Annotated in this window: 16 protein-coding genes; 7 read left to right on the top strand and 9 right to left on the bottom strand. The window is 69.8% G+C overall.

The features are described 5' to 3' along the window. Positions 1 to 46 precede the first annotated feature (46 nt). Positions 47 to 613, top strand: a complete 567-nt coding sequence (locus tag BA062_RS01560; RefSeq protein WP_110334188.1) for a peroxidase-related enzyme — start codon at positions 47 to 49, stop codon at positions 611 to 613. 97 nt (positions 614 to 710) lie between these two features. Here the strand turns inward: BA062_RS01560 and BA062_RS01555 are convergent, their stop codons facing one another. The 3 genes from BA062_RS01555 to BA062_RS01550 all read right to left on the bottom strand — a co-directional run bounded on the left by BA062_RS01555 (position 711) and on the right by BA062_RS01550 (position 3,372). Next, positions 711 to 1,634: a bifunctional helix-turn-helix transcriptional regulator/GNAT family N-acetyltransferase gene (locus BA062_RS01555; protein ID WP_110334187.1), complete on the bottom strand. Its 924-nt coding sequence runs from the start codon at positions 1,632 to 1,634 to the stop codon at positions 711 to 713. Between the two features lie 172 nt (positions 1,635 to 1,806). Then, positions 1,807 to 1,968, bottom strand: a complete 162-nt coding sequence (locus tag BA062_RS39695) for a hypothetical protein (protein ID WP_168213852.1) — start codon at positions 1,966 to 1,968, stop codon at positions 1,807 to 1,809. Between the two features lie 207 nt (positions 1,969 to 2,175). Then, the gene (locus BA062_RS01550) at positions 2,176 to 3,372 is read right to left on the bottom strand and encodes an ATP-binding protein (protein WP_110334186.1); all 1,197 of its coding nucleotides are present in this window, start codon (positions 3,370 to 3,372) and stop codon (positions 2,176 to 2,178) included. Positions 3,373 to 3,501: 129 nt separating this feature from the next. Here BA062_RS01550 and BA062_RS01545 point away from each other — a divergent pair, with 129 nt between their 5' ends. Continuing rightward, positions 3,502 to 4,545: a glycerophosphodiester phosphodiesterase gene (locus BA062_RS01545; protein ID WP_110334185.1), complete on the top strand. Its 1,044-nt coding sequence runs from the start codon at positions 3,502 to 3,504 to the stop codon at positions 4,543 to 4,545. A gap of 100 nt (positions 4,546 to 4,645) precedes the next feature. Continuing rightward, positions 4,646 to 5,230, top strand: coding sequence for a DoxX family protein (locus BA062_RS01540; RefSeq protein ID WP_110334184.1), 585 nt, complete (start codon positions 4,646 to 4,648; stop codon positions 5,228 to 5,230). Positions 5,231 to 5,236: 6 nt separating this feature from the next. Here BA062_RS01540 and BA062_RS01535 read toward each other — a convergent pair whose 3' ends face one another. Genes BA062_RS01535 through BA062_RS01525 form a run of 3 tightly spaced genes read right to left on the bottom strand, consistent with a single transcriptional unit; the run spans position 5,237 to position 8,404 of the window. Then, the gene (locus tag BA062_RS01535; protein ID WP_110334183.1) at positions 5,237 to 6,052 is read right to left on the bottom strand and encodes an ABC transporter permease; all 816 of its coding nucleotides are present in this window, start codon (positions 6,050 to 6,052) and stop codon (positions 5,237 to 5,239) included. Further along, entirely contained in the window at positions 6,049 to 7,020 is a 972-nt protein-coding gene (locus BA062_RS01530; protein ID WP_110334182.1) for an ATP-binding cassette domain-containing protein, read from the bottom strand. Before BA062_RS01530 ends, BA062_RS01535 begins: the two co-directional genes overlap by 4 nt. 55 nt (positions 7,021 to 7,075) lie before the next feature. Further along, positions 7,076 to 8,404, bottom strand: a complete 1,329-nt coding sequence (locus tag BA062_RS01525) for an acetyl-CoA C-acetyltransferase (protein ID WP_110334181.1) — start codon at positions 8,402 to 8,404, stop codon at positions 7,076 to 7,078. A 98-nt stretch (positions 8,405 to 8,502) separates the two neighbouring features. Between BA062_RS01525 and BA062_RS01520 the strand changes: the two genes are divergently transcribed. Together BA062_RS01520 and BA062_RS01515 are read left to right on the top strand one after the other, a co-directional pair. Beyond that, positions 8,503 to 9,846, top strand: a complete 1,344-nt coding sequence (locus tag BA062_RS01520) for a 3-oxoacyl-ACP reductase (RefSeq protein ID WP_110334180.1) — start codon at positions 8,503 to 8,505, stop codon at positions 9,844 to 9,846. A gap of 1 nt (position 9,847) precedes the next feature. Then, positions 9,848 to 10,693 carry a MaoC/PaaZ C-terminal domain-containing protein gene (locus tag BA062_RS01515; RefSeq protein ID WP_110334179.1) on the top strand — a complete coding sequence of 282 codons (846 nt, stop codon included), beginning with the start codon at positions 9,848 to 9,850 and terminating at the stop codon, positions 10,691 to 10,693. Here the strand turns inward: BA062_RS01515 and BA062_RS01510 are convergent. Continuing rightward, complete coding sequence (locus tag BA062_RS01510) at positions 10,680 to 11,339, bottom strand: TetR/AcrR family transcriptional regulator (RefSeq protein WP_110334178.1); 660 nt, start codon at positions 11,337 to 11,339, stop codon at positions 10,680 to 10,682. The two genes, BA062_RS01515 and BA062_RS01510, sit on opposite strands and share 14 nt — an antisense overlap. A gap of 88 nt (positions 11,340 to 11,427) precedes the next feature. On the opposite strand from BA062_RS01510, the gene BA062_RS01505 reads away from it, so the two are divergent. Next, on the top strand, positions 11,428 to 11,985 hold the full coding sequence (locus tag BA062_RS01505) for an SCP2 sterol-binding domain-containing protein (RefSeq protein WP_245959628.1): 558 nt from the start codon (positions 11,428 to 11,430) through the stop codon (positions 11,983 to 11,985). A gap of 9 nt (positions 11,986 to 11,994) precedes the next feature. On the opposite strand, the gene BA062_RS01500 is transcribed toward BA062_RS01505, so the two are convergent. Continuing rightward, positions 11,995 to 12,453, bottom strand: coding sequence for an FxsA family protein (locus BA062_RS01500; RefSeq protein WP_110334177.1), 459 nt, complete (start codon positions 12,451 to 12,453; stop codon positions 11,995 to 11,997). Between the two features lie 68 nt (positions 12,454 to 12,521). Here BA062_RS01500 and BA062_RS01495 point away from each other — a divergent pair, with 68 nt between their 5' ends. Next, positions 12,522 to 13,922: a pentapeptide repeat-containing protein gene (locus BA062_RS01495; protein WP_110334176.1), complete on the top strand. Its 1,401-nt coding sequence runs from the start codon at positions 12,522 to 12,524 to the stop codon at positions 13,920 to 13,922. Positions 13,923 to 13,943: 21 nt separating this feature from the next. On the opposite strand, the gene BA062_RS01490 is transcribed toward BA062_RS01495, so the two are convergent. Beyond that, entirely contained in the window at positions 13,944 to 15,281 is a 1,338-nt protein-coding gene (locus tag BA062_RS01490) for a dihydrolipoamide acetyltransferase family protein (protein ID WP_110334175.1), read from the bottom strand. Between the last annotated feature and the right edge of the window lie 6 nt (positions 15,282 to 15,287).

Here is a 15,287-nt window from a genome sequence, read left to right as displayed (position 1 = left end):
CAGACGAACGAGGACAGCGGAAATCGACACGGCTAGCGTGACATCCATGAGCGACGAGGTGAGCAGGTTCGGCGTGGTCGAACCTGAGGAGCTGCCCGAGGACCTGCGTGAGCGGATCGGCGCGATCGCCGAGAAGTCGGGTTTCGTGCCGAACATCTTCCGCGCGCTCGGGCGCAGGCCAGACGAGCTGCGCGCGTTCCTCGACTACCACGACGCGCTGATGAACCGCGCTGAGGGACTGAGCAAAGCCGAGCGGGAGCTGGTGGTGGTGGCGACGTCGGGCGCCAACCACTGCACGTACTGCGTGGTGGCCCACGGCGCCATCCTGCGGATCCGCTCGAAGGATCCGGAGCTGGCCGACCGCGTGTCCAGCAACCCTTGGCAGGTGGAGCTGGACGAACGCGGCCGGGCGATCGTCGATCTCGCGCTCGCGCTGGCGCACGACTCGGCGAAGTTCGGGGAGCGGCAGCTCGCGGCGGCGCGGGCGGCCGGGCTGACCGAGGACGAGATCTGGGACGTCGGCTCGATCACGGCGCTGTTCGCGATGTCGAACCGGCTCGCCCACCTCACCGCGCTGAAGCCGAACCCGGAGTTCTACCCGATGGGCCGGTAGGCGCGCTGAACAACAGCTGCCCTACTGCGCGACGCCCGGACGGCGAGATCACCGTCTGGATCGCCGCTCGCTACGGGCGGGGTCGTTCAGCACGCTCCTAGAGCGGGCGTCGCCAGACCTCGGAGACGAGGCCCTTGCCCCAGCTGTGGTGTTCCTCGCTGCGCTCCAGCTGGAACCCCGCTTGCCGGTAGATCGCGCGCGCCGCGGTGAGGATGCTCTGCGTCCACAGCTCCATCGAGCGGTAGCCGGAGCGGCGGGCGAACTCGACGCACTCGGCGACCAGCCGCTTGCCGACGCCGTGCCCGCGCGCGCTGGGCTCCACGAGCAGCAGGCGCAGCTTGGCCGTGTCGGCGGCGCCGCCCTGGACGCAGAACACCGATCCGACGGGCTCGCCGTCCAGCTCGGCGATCCAGCCTGCCTGCCGCGCGCTGCCCTCGGCGGCCACGTACTCCGCGACGATCCCGGCGACGAGCCCTTCGAAGCCGGCGTCGAAGCCGTACTCCCGCGCGTACAGCTCGCCGTGCCGCTGCACCACCCAGCCGTAGTCGCCCGCGCGCAGCGGGCGCAGCACCAGCGTGGGATCGGAGCGGTGCCCGCCGAGGAGCCTGGTGATGGTGCCCATCGCGGCGAGCAGGCGGCGCTGGTCGGAGTCGGTGAGGTCGCCGAGCAGCTCGCCGATCTGGGCGTCGGTGCTCTGCTCCAGCGTGGCCTGTGTCTTGCGCCCCAGCTCGGTGAGCCTCACCGTCTGCCTGCGGGCGTCGCTCTCGGAGCGCTCACGCGCGAGCAGGCCCTGTCCCTCGAGCTTCGCGAGCAGCCTGCTGGCGTACCCGGCGTCGAGGTCGAGGCGTTTGCGCAGCTCGGGCACGTCGTGAACGTCCTGCTGGGCGAGCTCGTAGAGCACGCGGGCCTCGCTGAGCGAGTAGTCGGACCCGACCAGGCCCTCGTCGAGCACCCCGATCACGCGCGTGTAGAGCCGGTTGAAGGCGCGGACACCGGCGATCCGCTCGGGCTCGGTACTCATTGACCACCTCAACAATTTCGTTGACTGAGTCAATGATAGCGGTAAAAAAAGAGGCGAAAATATGGAAACCCCGTGATGCTGCCAGGTCGGGGGTCCGCCAGCATCACGGGGTCATGTGGGGTATCGACGCCACCTTTGCCGGCGTTACACCCTCGGTTGATTGTAATTCAGGTCACACGCGCGGTGAGCGCTCGTAGCGGGGGCGTGTCTGCGCGATGGCGATGAGCTCTTCGCGCATGGTCGCGGTCGCGGCGTTGTCGATCGCGCGGTTGATCGCTCGGCGGGTGCGGTTCTCGGCACGGCGGGCACGGAGGCGGGCGGCGATGTTGTTCATCGGTTCTGCGGCATCCCCTTAGGGTCTCGTCGGTTGGCCGGTACGTATCCCATTATGTACCTTTTTTCACAAAGTCGCCAATGATCGTCCGGTGAGATGGCTTACTCGCCGAAAGATCATAGGGGGTGATGGCCGTCATCCGGCCAGCATTGACCGCTAGCTCTTTCTACGGGTTTATAGGAACCGAGCTAGAAAGCTCTAGAAGGCTCAATCGTCGACGCGGCTCAGCAGGTACTGGCCGAAGTGCGGCACCGTGAACGCGATGTGGCCGCGCTCCGCGGAGTAGACGAGCCCCTTCTTCATCAGGCTGTCCCTCGCCGGCGAGAGCGACGACGGCTTGCGGCCGAGGTAGACGGCGACGTCGGACGTGCCCGCGCTCTCGTCCCTGCCCTGCGTCAGCTCGGCCATCGCGCGCAGGTACTCCCGTTCGGCCGGCGTCGCGCGCTCGACGCGCGACCCGAAGAAGCCCACGGCGAGCTCGGCCTCCGCCTCGGGTGCGGCGACCCGGACGTCCTCCTCGGTGATCGGATTCGACGGCGCGGCGTCCCATGCCGCCTTGCCGTACGCCTGCACGAAGTACGGGTAACCGCCCGAGGCCGTGAACAGCTCCTCGAGAGCTTTCGGGGCGATCTCCGCCTCCTCCCGCTCGACGGGCGCGAGCACGGCGCGGTCGGCGTCTCCCCTGCTCAGCCTGTCGATGCGGGTGTAGCGGAAGAGGCGCTCCGAGTACGACTTCGACGCCGAGAGCACCGCGGGCACGTGCGGCAGGCCCGCGCCGACCACCACCAGTGGCGCCCCGGACTGCGACAGCTCGTGGCACGCCGCGCACAGCGCCGAGACGTCCTGGGGCACGAGGTCCTGGATCTCGTCGATCAGCAGTGCCACGCCGGTGCCCACGTCGGTCGCGAGTTCGGCGACGTCGGTGAACAGCTCCACGAGGTCGATCTCGATGTCGCCGGAGTCGGCCCTGCCCTGTGCGGGTGGCACGTCGATGCCCGGTTGCCAGCGGTCGCGCAGCTTCGCGTCCGGCCTGTTGGCCTTGAGCGCGAACGCCTTGAGCACGCCCAGCACCTCGTCCACCCGTTCGGGTGCCCGGTGCCGCACGGCGAGGTCACGGATCGCCCGGTGCAGCGCGGCCGAGAGCGGCCTGCGCAACTCGGCGTCGGGCCGCGCCTCGACCTTGCCCGCGCCCCAACCACGCCGGATCGCCATCGAGCGCAGCTCGCCGAGCAGCACGGTCTTGCCCACGCCACGCAGTCCGGTGAGCATGAGGCTGCGCTCCGGCCTGCCTCGCGCGACCCGCTCCAGTACCACTTCGAACGCCTGGAGTTCGCGCTCCCGGCCGGCCAGCTCGGGTGGGCGCTGCCCTGCGCCCGGGGCGAACGGATTCCGCACGGGGTCCATCACTACGACACTATTGGGTTCTCTAGCGCGAGCCCGATATTGCGCGAGAAACGGTTATCGGCGTGTCCCGCACGGACAGCTTCGGTTCGCCTGTCCGTCACCCACGCGTGCGAGCGTCGCCACGTGACCATGACGAAACGGACACTCACGGTGCTCGTGACGGGGCTGGTGGCGGTACTCGCCCTCACCGGCGTCGCCACCGCCAAGCCGAAGCACAAGACCTTCGACATCCAGGCCCACCGCGGTGGGCTCGGCCTGACCGTGGAGGGCACACTCGCCGCGTTCTCCAAGGCGCTCTCGCTCGGCGTCACCACGCTGGAGCTCGACATCCAGATCACCCGCGACGGCCGCGAGGTGATCACCCACGATCGCAGGATCAACCCCGCCAAATGCGCCGACACTGCGCCGCTGTGGCCGGGGGACCCGCAGTACCCCTATGCGGGCAAGTACCTCAAGGACCTGACCTTCGCCCAGGTCCGCACGCTCGACTGCGGCTCGCAGCGGCAGCCGAACCACCCGGACCAGGAACTCTCCCCCGGCGCGACGATGCCGACGCTGGCCGAGCTGTTCGCGCTCGTGCGCGAGCACCGCGCGTGGCACGTCAGGTTCAACATCGAGACCAAGGTCGAGGCCGCGGCGCCGCACGAGACCGCTCCGCGCGAGCAGTTCGTCGACCGCGTGGTGTGGGAGGTGCTGCGCTCGGGCTTCGCCCGCAACGTCTCGATCCAGAGCTTCGACTGGGGCGCGCTCATGCTGGTGCGCGAACGGGCGCCGTGGCTGCCGGTGGTCGCGCTGACCCAGCCCGAGTTCCTGCAGGTCGGGCAGCCGGGGAAGTCGCCGTGGCTCGGCGGGCTCGACATCGACGACTTCGGCGGGAGCCCGGTGCGCGCGGTGAAGTCGTTCGGCGCGAGCGCCCTGTCCCCCGTGCACGGCAACCCGCAGGGCGGCTCGGTGAGCGATCCGGGCTACGTCCCCTTCACCACCAAGGCCCTCGTCGACGAGGCGCACCGGGCCGGGCTGAAGGTGATCCCGTGGACGATCAACGACAAGGCCACCATGCACAAGCTGATCGACGACGGCGTGGACGGGATCATCACCGACTACCCGGACCGGCTGCGGGAGGTCGCGAAGGAGCGCGGGTTCAAGCTCCCGAGGTCGTATCCGCTTCGCTAGCGCTTTCTAGTGTGATCACTAGAAACACGTAGATGGGTGAAGACGGCGAGTAGTGGGTAGTTCCCTGGCGGACTGTTTCTCCTCGTCAAGGAAGGTCGCGATGATTCTCCGTCGAGTGGCGCGCCCGCTCCTCGCCTCCATCTTCATCTCCGGCGGCATCAACGCTCTGCGAGACCCCGAAGGCCATGCGCAGGCAGCGAAGCCGCTGGTCGACCAGACCGTCGCACCGAAAGCCGAATCGTTGCCAGACCAGGTGCCGACCGACCCGGTGAGCCTGGTGAAGGTGGACGCCGCCGTGAAGATCGTCGGCGGGACGCTCCTCGCGCTGGGCCGGCTGCCGAGGGTGTCGGCACTGATGCTGCTCGGCAGCCTCGTGCCCACGACCGTCGCCGGGCACCCGTTCTGGGAGGAGAAGGACTCCGAGCAGCGCCAGGCGCAGCTGGTCGAGTTCCTCAAGAACGCGGGCCTCGCGGGCGGGCTGCTGCTCGCCGCCGCCGACACCGAGGGCAAGCCGTCCGTGGCGTGGCGCGCGAAGAAGGCCGCGCACGAGGCCGTGGAGCAGGTGCAGGACACGGCGAGCACGGTGCAGCGCAGGACGGGCAAGGCGACCGGCAGGGCCACGAAGGCGGTCGACAAGGCGACCGGCAAGGCCACGAAGGCCGTCGAGTCCGCTCTCTCCCGCTGACCGCGCCTACTTGCTGGCCACCCTGCGATAGCGCGCGGTGGCCAGCGGCGCGAAGATCGCGATGATCGCCACCGAGCTGACGATCGCGTAGAGCGCCGCGTTCTCGGCAGGCCAGCCCGAGGGTGGTGGCCAACCGGCCGGGCTCACGTTGCCGAAGAGATCGCGCGTGGCGTTGACGGCCGCCGTGAACGGGTTCCAGTCGGCGATCGTGCCCAGCACGCCCGGCAGGCTCTCCTGCGGCACGAACGCCGAGGAGATGAACGTCAGTGGGAACATCCAGATCAGGCCCGCGCTGTTGGCGACCTCGACGCTCGGCGTGATGAGCCCGATGTAGGCGCCGACCCAGGACAGCGCGAACGCGAACAGCAGGATCATCAGGTAGCCGAGCACGGCGTCGAGGAAGCTGCCGCGGATCCGCCAGCCGATCAGCAGGCCGCACGCCGACATCACCACCAGCACGACGACGCTCAGCACCTGGTCGGCCGTCGTGCGGCCCACGATCACCGCGAAGCGCGACATCGGCAGCGAGCGGAACCGGTCGATGATGCCTTTCTGCAGGTCGTTGGCGAAGCCGATCACGGTGTAGGAGGAGTTGAACGCCACCGTCTGCGCGAAGATGCCGGCGATGAGGAACTCGCGGTACTCCACGCTGTCGCCGCCGGGACCGCCGATGGCGCCGCCGAAGACGTAGGCGAACATCAGCACGAACATGATGGGGAACAGCGTGGCCCCGAGCAGCCATTCAGGGTTGCGCCGCACGTTCATCACGTTGCGCCAGGTGATGACGCCGCTGTCGGAGAGCACCTTGGCCAGCGCGGTCACGAGGGCACCTCCTCGGTGGTCCCGTGCCCGGTGAGCGAGAGGAACACGTCGTCGAGCGTCGGCCGGTGCAGTGCCGCGTCCTGCACCACCACGTCCTGCGCGTCGAGCCTGCGCAGCGCCTCGACCAGCGCCTTGGTACCGGTGTCCACCAGCACCTCGACGCGGCGCGAGCGTTCGTCGACCGTGGGCTCACCGCTGCCGACCTCGCCGAGCACGCGCACCGCGAGCGGCACCTCGTCCGCGGTGGCCATCACGAGTTCGAGCCGTTCGCCACCGATCTGGTTCTTGAGCTCGTCCGGCGTGCCCCTGGCGATCACCCTGCCCCGGTCGATCACCACCACGGAGTCGGCCAGCCGGTCGGCCTCCTCCAGGTACTGCGTGGTGAGCAGCACGGTGGCGCCGGTGGCGACGAGTTGCTCGATGACCTCCCACATCTCGATCCGGCCGCGCGGGTCGAGCCCGGTGGTGGGCTCGTCGAGCACCACGACGCTCGGTTCGGCCACGAGCGCGCCCGCGAGGTCGAGCCTGCGCCGCATGCCGCCCGAGTAGCCCTTCGCGGGCCGGTCGGCGGCCTCGTCGAGGCGGAAGCGGGCGAGCAGCTCGCGCGAGCGCTTGCGCGCCTGCGGTTTCCGCTGCCCGTAAAGCCGGGCGACCAGGTAGAGGTTCTCGAAGCCGGTGAGGTTCTCGTCCACGGCCGCGTACTGGCCGGAGAGCCCGATCGAGCGCCGCACGCCGTCGGGATCGGCCAGCACGTCGTGCCTCGCCACCTCGGCCTCCCCCGAATCGGGCAGCAGCAGGGTGGTGAGGATGCGGACGGTGGTGGTCTTGCCCGCGCCGTTGGGCCCGAGCAGGCCGAGTACCTGCCCGGTGGGGATCTCGAGATCCACGCCGTCGAGAGCCCGGGTGGTGCCGTAGTTCTTGACGAGGCCGCGTGCTCTGACCGCGACTCCCTTGTCGGTGTCGGCCATGCGGCCAGACTAGGAGCGCCCTCCGACAAAGTCGTGCGATTTTGCCGCCCGCGAACTACCGCTCCAGAATCGCGGTGATGCCCTGGCCCCCCGCGGCGCAGATCGAGATCAGTCCACGTCCGGATCCCTTTTCCCGCAACAGTTTCGCGAGCGTGCCGACGATCCGGCCGCCGGTCGCGGCGAACGGGTGTCCCGCGGCGAGCGAGGAGCCGTTGACGTTGAGCTTGTCGCGGTCGATCGAGCCGAGCGGTTCGTCGCGGCCGAGCCGCTCCTTGGTGAACGTCGGGTCCTCCCACGCCTTGAGCGTCGCGAGTACCTGCGAGGCGAACGCCTCGTGGATCTCGTAGAAGTCGAAATCGGCCAGCGTGAGCCCGGCCCGGTCGAGCATCCTCGGCACGGCGTACGCGGGCGCCATCAGCAGGCCCTCCTCGCCGTGCACGTAGTCGACGGCCGCGGTCTGCGAGAACGTGAGGTACGCCTGCACCGGCAGGTTGCGCTCCTTGGCCCACTCCTCGGTGGCCAGGAGCACCGTCGAGGCGCCGTCGGTGAGCGGCGTCGAGTTGCCCGCCGTCATCGTGCCGTCCGGGCCCCCGTAGACGGGCTTGAGCCTGGCGAGCTTCTCCGGCGTCGAGTCGGGCCGCAGGTTCTGGTCGCGCGTGAGGCCGAGGTACGGCGTCACGAGGTCGTCGAAGAATCCGCGCTCGTAGGCGGCGGCGAGCCGCTGGTGGCTGGTCGCGGCGAGCTCGTCCTGCTCCTCGCGCGTGACCTCCCACGTGTTGGCGGTGAGGGACGCGTGCTCGCCCATCGAAAGGCCCGTGCGCGGCTCCGCGTTGCGGGGGATCTCCGGCACGATGTGGCCGGGCCGGACCTTCGCGAGGAGCTTGAGGCGGTCGCCGAGCGACTTGGCCGCGTTGAGCCGCACCAGCAGCCTGCGCAGGTTGTCGTTGACGGCGAGCGGGGCGTCGCTCGTGGTGTCGACGCCGCCGGCGATGGCCGAGTCGAGCTGGCCCAGCGCGATCTTGTTGGCGACGTTGACGATGGCCTGCAGGCCCGTGCCGCACGCCATCTGCACGTCGGAGGCCGGCGTCGCGGGCGAGAGCCTGCTGCCGAGCACGCACTCCCTGGCGAGGTTGAAGTCGCGCGAGTGCTTGAGCACCGCGCTCGCCGCGACCTCGCCGAGCTGCTCGTCCTGTAGGGAGAAGCGGCTGACCAGACCGTCGATGGCCGCGGTGAGCATGTCCTGGTTGGACGCGTGCGCGTAGGGACCGTTCGAGCGGGCGAACGGGATCCGGTTGGCGCCGATGATCGCGACCCTGCGCACGGTCGGCGCCTTGCTCCGCCTGCTGCCGGTGCTCGTCTTCCGCGGCTTCTGCGCTGAGGTCATTGCTCCTCCTGGTCAGCGTTCACGCACCCACCGAAGAGTGTAACCTACTCGTGAGTAGGTTAGGCTGGCGGTGCACAATCGGCACGGGAGGCGATCCGATGGCTGACAGGTATCAGCAGTTCACCAGGACACCGGTCGGGAAGTTCCTGGTGCCGAGGCTCGGCCTGCCGAACCCGCCGACGCTGCGTCGCTACCGGCCGGGACAGCCCGCTCTCGATGGTCCCGCACTTCTCGGCGGCGCGCCCGGTGGCAGGCTCGAGAAGGCACTCACCACACAGCTCGGCGCCATCGGGCTCGACGTGCGGACAGTCGCGGCCGACGACGTGCGCTACGGCGCGCTGGTCTTCGACGCCACGGGTATCACCGAGCCAGCGGGCCTGCGCGAGCTGTACCGCTTCTTCCACCCGGTGATCCGCCGCATCGCGGCGAACGGGCGGGTCGTGGTGCTCGGTACCCCGCCCGAACAGGCACAGGGCCGCGAGCGCATCGCGCAGCGCGCGCTCGAAGGGTTCACCCGCTCCGTCGGCAAGGAGCTCAAGCGTGGCGCCACGGCCCAGCTCGGCTACGTCGGCGAGGGCGCGGAGGACGCGACCGAGTCGACCCTGCGGTTCCTGCTCTCGGCCAAGTCGGCGTTCGTCGACGGCCAGGTGATCCGCATCGGCACGGGAGGCGTCACCACCGCGCGGGCGCCGGAGAGCTGGGAGAAGCCGCTGTCCGGCAAGGTCGCACTCGTGACGGGCGCCTCGCGGGGCATCGGCGCCGCGATCGCCGAGGTGCTCGCGCGCGACGGTGCACACGTGGTGGCGCTCGACATCCCCGCGCAGGGCGCCGACCTCTCCGCCGTCGCGAACAAGATCGGCGGCTCGGCACTGCAGCTCGACATCACCGCCGCCGACGCGCCGGCCAAGCTCGCCGAGTACCTCACCCAGCGCCACGGCGGCGTCGACGTCGTCGTCCACAACGCCGGCATCACCAGGGACAAGACGCTCGGCAACCTCAGCGACAGCGCGTGGGACGCCGTGCTGAACGTCAACCTCGTCGCGCAGCTCGCCGTCAACGACACGCTGCTCGCCGAGAAGGTGCTCAAGAAGAACGGCCGCATCATCGGCGTCTCCTCGATCGCGGGCATCGCGGGCAACCTCGGCCAGACCAACTACGCCACCAGCAAGGCGGGCGTGATCGGGATGGTCAACGACGGCGCGCCGAGGCTCGCCGAGTACGGCGGCACGATCAACGCCGTCGCCCCCGGCTTCATCGAGACGAAGATGACCGCGGCGGTACCGGTGGTGATCCGCGAGGTCGGGCGGCGGCTGTCGAGCCTCGCCCAGGGCGGCCTCCCCGTCGACGTCGCCGAGACCATCGCCTGGTACGCCAACCCCGCTTCCTCCGCGGTCAACGGCAACGTCGTGCGGGTGTGCGGCCAGGCGTTCCTGGGAGCCTGACATGACGGTCAAGGAGCTCACCGAGGCGCCGAGCCTGTCGAAGCTGTACCCGAAGGCCGTGGTCGGCGGCCTGCGCAAGGGCGGGGGCGAGACCCTGCCGGAGATCGAGTACGTGCGCGCGGGCGTGGTCGCCGATCCCGCGCACGTCGCCGCGTACGACCAGGTCTGCGGCTTCCGGCTCACCGACGAGCTGCCCGCCACCTACCCGCACATCCTCGCGTTCCCGTTGCAGGTGGCGCTGATGTCGGAGCAGGCGTTCCCCTTCCCGCTGCTGGGCATGGTGCACGTGGCCAACCGCATCACCCAGCACCGTCCGCTGCGCCTCGATGAGGAGCTGACGCTTCGGGTGCGGGCGGAGAACCTGCGGCCGCACGAGAAGGGCAGGCAGTTCGACGTCGTCAGCGAGGCCACCGTCGGCGGCGAGCCGGTGTGGACCGACGTGAGCACGTACCTGCGGCGGGGCGGCGGCTCCAGCTCGGGTGGCCGGAAGGAGCAGCTCGCGGCGCCGTCGGCGGACGCGATCTGGCACGTGCCGTCCGACATCGGGCGCCGCTACGCCGAGGTGTCGGGCGACCGCAACCCGATCCACCTGTACCCGCTCACGGCGAAGCTGTTCGGCTTCCCGTCGGCGATCGCGCACGGCATGTGGACCAAGGCCCACAGCCTCGCCGCGTTCGAGGGCAGGCTGCCAGGCGCCTACACGATCGACGTGCGGTTCAAGCTGCCCGTGCTGCTGCCAGCGAAGGCGGCTTTGACGACGTGGCGGACCGGTGACGGGTGGGCATTCGAGCTGTGGAACGCGCGCAAGCCCAAGCCCCATCTAGAGGGCACGATCACTGCTCGGTAGGCCGCCAGACCTCGCCCTCGACAAGGTCGTTGAAGCCGAGCCAGATCAGGTTCATCAGCCACGACGCGAGCACTCCGTCAGAGACGTCGGAGTGGTCGAGCCACCAGTCGGCGAGCGACTCGGCGGCGCCGACGAGCGCGGCCGCGAGCCCCTCGCCGGAGAACTCGGCCTGCTCGGCGAGTCCCTTCCGAGCGCCTGCCGACACGACGAGCCCTGACACGAGTTCGATCGCCCTGCTGCGTAGTGCGTCGACCTCGCCCGCGAACGGACCGCCCACGGTGAGTGCCTGCCGGTGCAGCACCGTCCACGACTCGCGGTACTCGGCGACGAAGCCGTAGAACGAGCGCAGCCCGTGCCACAGCTGCATGTCCGGCGGGACGTCCGGTTTGATGCCGGCCTGTACGGCTTGCAGCATCCTGCCCGCCTCGCGGCGGATGCAGTGGAGGAACAGGTCCTCCTTGGCGCCGAGGTAGCTGTAGATCATCGGCTTGGACACTCCGGCGACGTCGGAGATCTCGTCCATCGACGCGGAGTGATAGCCGTGACGCGAGAACACGGCCACGGCGGCGTCGAGAATTTGCTTCTCCCGCACCGCTCGGGGTAGCCGTTTAGCCCGTTCGGGCGAGCGTCGTACGTCCTCGGTCACCAGAACCTCCTGTCCTCCCGGAAACGCTACCTGCCAGGGAGGTTCCGCTCGGTTTGCCGCCTTACCTACCGCTGAGTAACCTTACGCCGTGTCCTCGGAAAGCGTCCTGGACGACTTCGCCCGCAGCATCGACGTGCGGGCGCTGAGCACCGAGCAGTTCGTGCGACTGCTCGAAACCCTGCACATGCTGGACACGGTGGGCGCGGGCGTCTCGCTCACGTCGCTGTCCACGGAGGTGCTCGCCGGAATCGTCGGCCGGGCCTCGAAAGAGCAGATCAGGGGAATCGCGCAACACCCGGAATTGCGCGCGGTTTTTCTCGACGAGATCTTCCGGCGAATGTCGGAGCATTTCCTGCCCGAGAAGGCGCAACACCTGAGCATTGTGGTCGGCTGGCGTTTCCCGGACGGCGCCGACGATTTCGACCGGTTCCAGACGGTGATCGAGGCCGGCCGCTGCGTGTCGAGCGCCGACTGTGCGCGCAGCGCCGACACCACGATCACGGTGGCCGTGGAGGACTTCATCAGGATGGCGACGGGCAACGCCGCCGTGGCCACGATGTTCGTGACCGGCAAGGTGAAGGTGAAGGGTGAGTACGCGCCTGCGGTGCGCTTCAGCAGCTACTTCGACATCCCCAAGGGCGCGTAGGCCTACCGCTCACTGGGAGTCGATGATCATGCGAGGCGGCGGGTCCTGGTCGCCCCTGTTCTCGCTCACGACCTCGCTGTCGACCACGATCACGCGGCCCTGCGCCGGGTAGCCGACCGGCGCGCGTTTCTCGATGCGGCGCACCCACGCCTTGCGCACCACCGCGCGCGTCGGCGGCAGCAGCAACAGCAGGCCGAAGACGTCGCTCACGAAGCCGGGGATCAGGATCAGCAGCCCGCCTAGCCCGACGAGCATGCCGTTGGTGATCTCGGCGTGCGGTGACCGTCCCGATCGCGCGGTGGTCATGAACGCGCGCGCGGCCTTGCCCCCTTCGCGGCGGGCGAGCCACGAGCCGAGGAAGGCCCCGGCCAGCAGCACACCGAGGGTGGGCAGGAACCCGATCAGCGACGCGACCGCCCAGACGGCGGCCACCTCGGCGACCAGGTACAGCAGGAACACGACGGCCATACCTGGACAACGCGTGAACCGGGCCGTTTGCTCCCGGGCGACGCGCTGAATGGATAACGTCACCCCTCGTGGGCGGGATCTTCACGTGGGACGTGCTGCGGTTCGTGGTGGTCGGCGTCCTCGTCGTGGCGGCGCTGGCGATCATCCGGCTCGGCGCGAAACGGGGCCGATGGTCGGCGCCCTGGTCGGTGCTGTTCGCGTGGGCGCGGGTGCTCGAGTTGTTCTCGAAGCTCGTGCCCTCGGGCATCGCGGCGTCGGTGCTCGGCTGGCTCTTCGTGGCCGTGCTCGTGGCGAGCGGCACCGCGGCCGGGTTGCTGTGGCTGCTCGGCTGGCCCCGGTTCCCCGCCGCCAGCGAGTTCGGGGTCGCGCAGACACTGGAGCTGCTCAAGATCGCGCTCGCCGTGGTCGCCGGGTTCGGCGGCGTGGTGCTGCTGGCCCTCAACCTGCGCAAGCAGCGGGTGGCCGAAGCCCAGCACGACCTGGAGGTCGAGCGTGGCGACCGCGAGCAGACGCAGGCCTTCAACGAGCGCTTCGGTTCGGCCGCCGAGCAGCTGGCCCACGAGAACGCCGCCGTCCGCATCGCGGGCATCTACGCGATGGCCGGCCTCGCCGACGACTGGGCCGACCAGCGGCAGGTGTGCGTCGACGTCCTGTGCGGCTACCTGCGGCTGGCGGACGACGAACTGCCGCCCGCGGAGGAGGAGGTGCACGACACCGTGCTCCGCGTGATCCGCGACCGGCTGCGGCTCGGGCGCTGGTCGGGCTCCGACTTCGACTTCACCGGCGTCGAGTTCGCCGACGCCGATTTCAGCGGCCTGCGCTTCGGCGGCGACGTCACCTTCGACAGGGCCAGGTTCACCGGTGCACTCACCTCGTTCGAGGACGCACGGTTCAACGGGTTGCTCAGCTGCCACGGCACCGAGTTCTCCTCGGAACGGACGAGCTTCCGCTCAGCGCACTTCGGTGGAGCGCGGGTGCAGTTCGTGGGCGCCGAGTTCCAAGGGAAGGTCGTCGACTTCCGGGGCGTCGAGTTGCACGGCCAGTGCATCGACTTCTATCGCACCAGGTTCGAGAAGCAGCGGCTGGACTTCTCGGCGGGCCTGGTCAAGGCGGGCACGCTGCGGTTCGACACCTGCGAGTTCGCCGGCTCGGAGCTGGATCTCTCGCTGGACTACGACTTCGAGGACTTCGGCGGCGCCTTCGGGCTGAACCAGACCAGCATGGGGCAGGTCGTGATCCGGAGCTGCCGGTTCGAGCGATGTTCGCTCGGCCTGCGCGGCCTGCAGTTCGCGCCGTCGTTCCTGTGGCTGGTGTCCGACCGCTTCGACACGTGCGAGTTCGGCCTCACCTCGGAGCCGGCAGCGCGCCTGCGCCCCTGGCTCAACGTCCGTGACCTGGAGCTGGTCGACACCGATCTGCCGGAGGCACACGTGCGCAGGCGGGACCCGGACGCCGCGGCCCACCCGTAGGCGGGCCGCGGCATCGGGGGCCTAGTACGTGATGGCGACGGCCGGGTCGGCGAGCAGCGCGCCGACGTCGGCGAGGAACTGCGAGCCCTGCTGACCGTCGATCACCCGGTGGTCGAAGCTCAGCGACAGCTGCATCACCTTGCGCACGGCCAGCTCGCCGTCCACCACCCACGGCATGTCGCGGATGGCGCCGACGGCGAGAATGGCCGACTCTCCGGGGTTGATGATCGGCGTGCCGGTGTCGACGCCGAACACCCCCACGTTGGTGATCGTGAACGTGCCGCCGCGCATCGCCTCCGGTGGCGTCTTGCCGTCTCTCGCCGTGGTGGTCAGCTCGTCGAGCGCGCCGGCCAGCTCCACCAGCGACATCCCGTCGGCGTCCCGGATCTTCGGCACCACGAGCCCGCGCGGGGTGGCCGCGGCGATCCCGAGGTGCACGTAGTCCTTGTAGACGATCTCGCCCGCAGTGCCAGCCGAGCCGTCCCACACCGCGTTGACGTCGGGAGTCCTGCGCACCGCGAGGCACACGGCCTTGGCGGCGAACGCGAGCGGCGTGAGCTTGACGCCCGCGAACGCCGGGCTCTTCTTGAGCTTCTCCCGCAGCTCCATCATCGGCGTGACGTCGACGGTCAGGAACTCCGTGACGTGCGGTGCCGTGAAGGCGCTGGTGACCATTGCCTGCGCGGTGGCCTTGCGAACCCCCTTGATGGGCACCCTGCGTTCGCGCTCGCCGGCGGTGACCGGGGCCGGTGCCGAGGGCTGCGCGGCACGCCGCACGTCCTCGCGCGTGATCACGCCGCCCTCGGCGGAGCCGCTGAGGGTGTGCAGGTCGACGCCGAGCTCCTTGGCGAGCTTGCGCACGGGCGGCTTCGCGAGCGGGACATACCCGCCGCGAGGCGGTGCCGCGGCTCCGTTCACGGCCTGCGCCGGAGCGGCTTCTACCGCAGCGGCTTCTACCGGTGCGGGCTCGGGCGTGGCGGCCTTACGTGGGCGGCGCTTGGCGACCACGTTCTTCGAGCCGTAGCCGACGAGGGGCTTCATCTCCTCCTCGGCGGCCTGCCGCGGAGCGGGCGCGGACCCGTTGGCGGCCGGGGCGGGCGCCTCGGCACCGTGCGGGTCGACGTCGACCGTGAGGATCGGCGTGCCGACCTCGACGGTCTGCCCCGGCTCCACGAGCAGCTCGGTGACCACACCGGCCCACGGGATCGGCAGCTCGACCGCCGCCTTCGCCGTCTCGATCTCCACGACGATCTGGTTGACCTGCACCTCGTCGCCGGGCTTGACGCGCCAGCCGAGGATCTCCGCCTCCGTCAGCCCTTCCGCGGTGTCGGCAAGGGGGAACTGCTTGTACTCGGGCATACCCTC

This window comes from Prauserella flavalba (genome assembly GCF_003202235.1).
Classification (GTDB): domain Bacteria; phylum Actinomycetota; class Actinomycetes; order Mycobacteriales; family Pseudonocardiaceae; genus Prauserella_A; species Prauserella_A flavalba.
Note: the sequence above shows the minus strand (reverse complement) of the source record. Positions and strands in the feature narration are given on the sequence as shown.

Coding starts and splice junctions, on each gene's coding strand:
- BA062_RS01560 (WP_110334188.1), top strand. CDS start 47: ATGAGCGACGAGGTGAGCAGGTTCGGCGTGGTCGAACCTGAGGAGCTG.
- BA062_RS01555 (WP_110334187.1), bottom strand. CDS start 1,634: ATGAGTACCGAGCCCGAGCGGATCGCCGGTGTCCGCGCCTTCAACCGG.
- BA062_RS39695 (WP_168213852.1), bottom strand. CDS start 1,968: ATGAACAACATCGCCGCCCGCCTCCGTGCCCGCCGTGCCGAGAACCGC.
- BA062_RS01550 (WP_110334186.1), bottom strand. CDS start 3,372: ATGGACCCCGTGCGGAATCCGTTCGCCCCGGGCGCAGGGCAGCGCCCA.
- BA062_RS01545 (WP_110334185.1), top strand. CDS start 3,502: ATGACGAAACGGACACTCACGGTGCTCGTGACGGGGCTGGTGGCGGTA.
- BA062_RS01540 (WP_110334184.1), top strand. CDS start 4,646: ATGATTCTCCGTCGAGTGGCGCGCCCGCTCCTCGCCTCCATCTTCATC.
- BA062_RS01530 (WP_110334182.1), bottom strand. CDS start 7,020: ATGGCCGACACCGACAAGGGAGTCGCGGTCAGAGCACGCGGCCTCGTC.
- BA062_RS01525 (WP_110334181.1), bottom strand. CDS start 8,404: ATGACCTCAGCGCAGAAGCCGCGGAAGACGAGCACCGGCAGCAGGCGG.
- BA062_RS01520 (WP_110334180.1), top strand. CDS start 8,503: ATGGCTGACAGGTATCAGCAGTTCACCAGGACACCGGTCGGGAAGTTC.
- BA062_RS01515 (WP_110334179.1), top strand. CDS start 9,848: ATGACGGTCAAGGAGCTCACCGAGGCGCCGAGCCTGTCGAAGCTGTAC.
- BA062_RS01500 (WP_110334177.1), bottom strand. CDS start 12,453: ATGGCCGTCGTGTTCCTGCTGTACCTGGTCGCCGAGGTGGCCGCCGTC.
- BA062_RS01490 (WP_110334175.1), bottom strand. CDS start 15,281: ATGCCCGAGTACAAGCAGTTCCCCCTTGCCGACACCGCGGAAGGGCTG.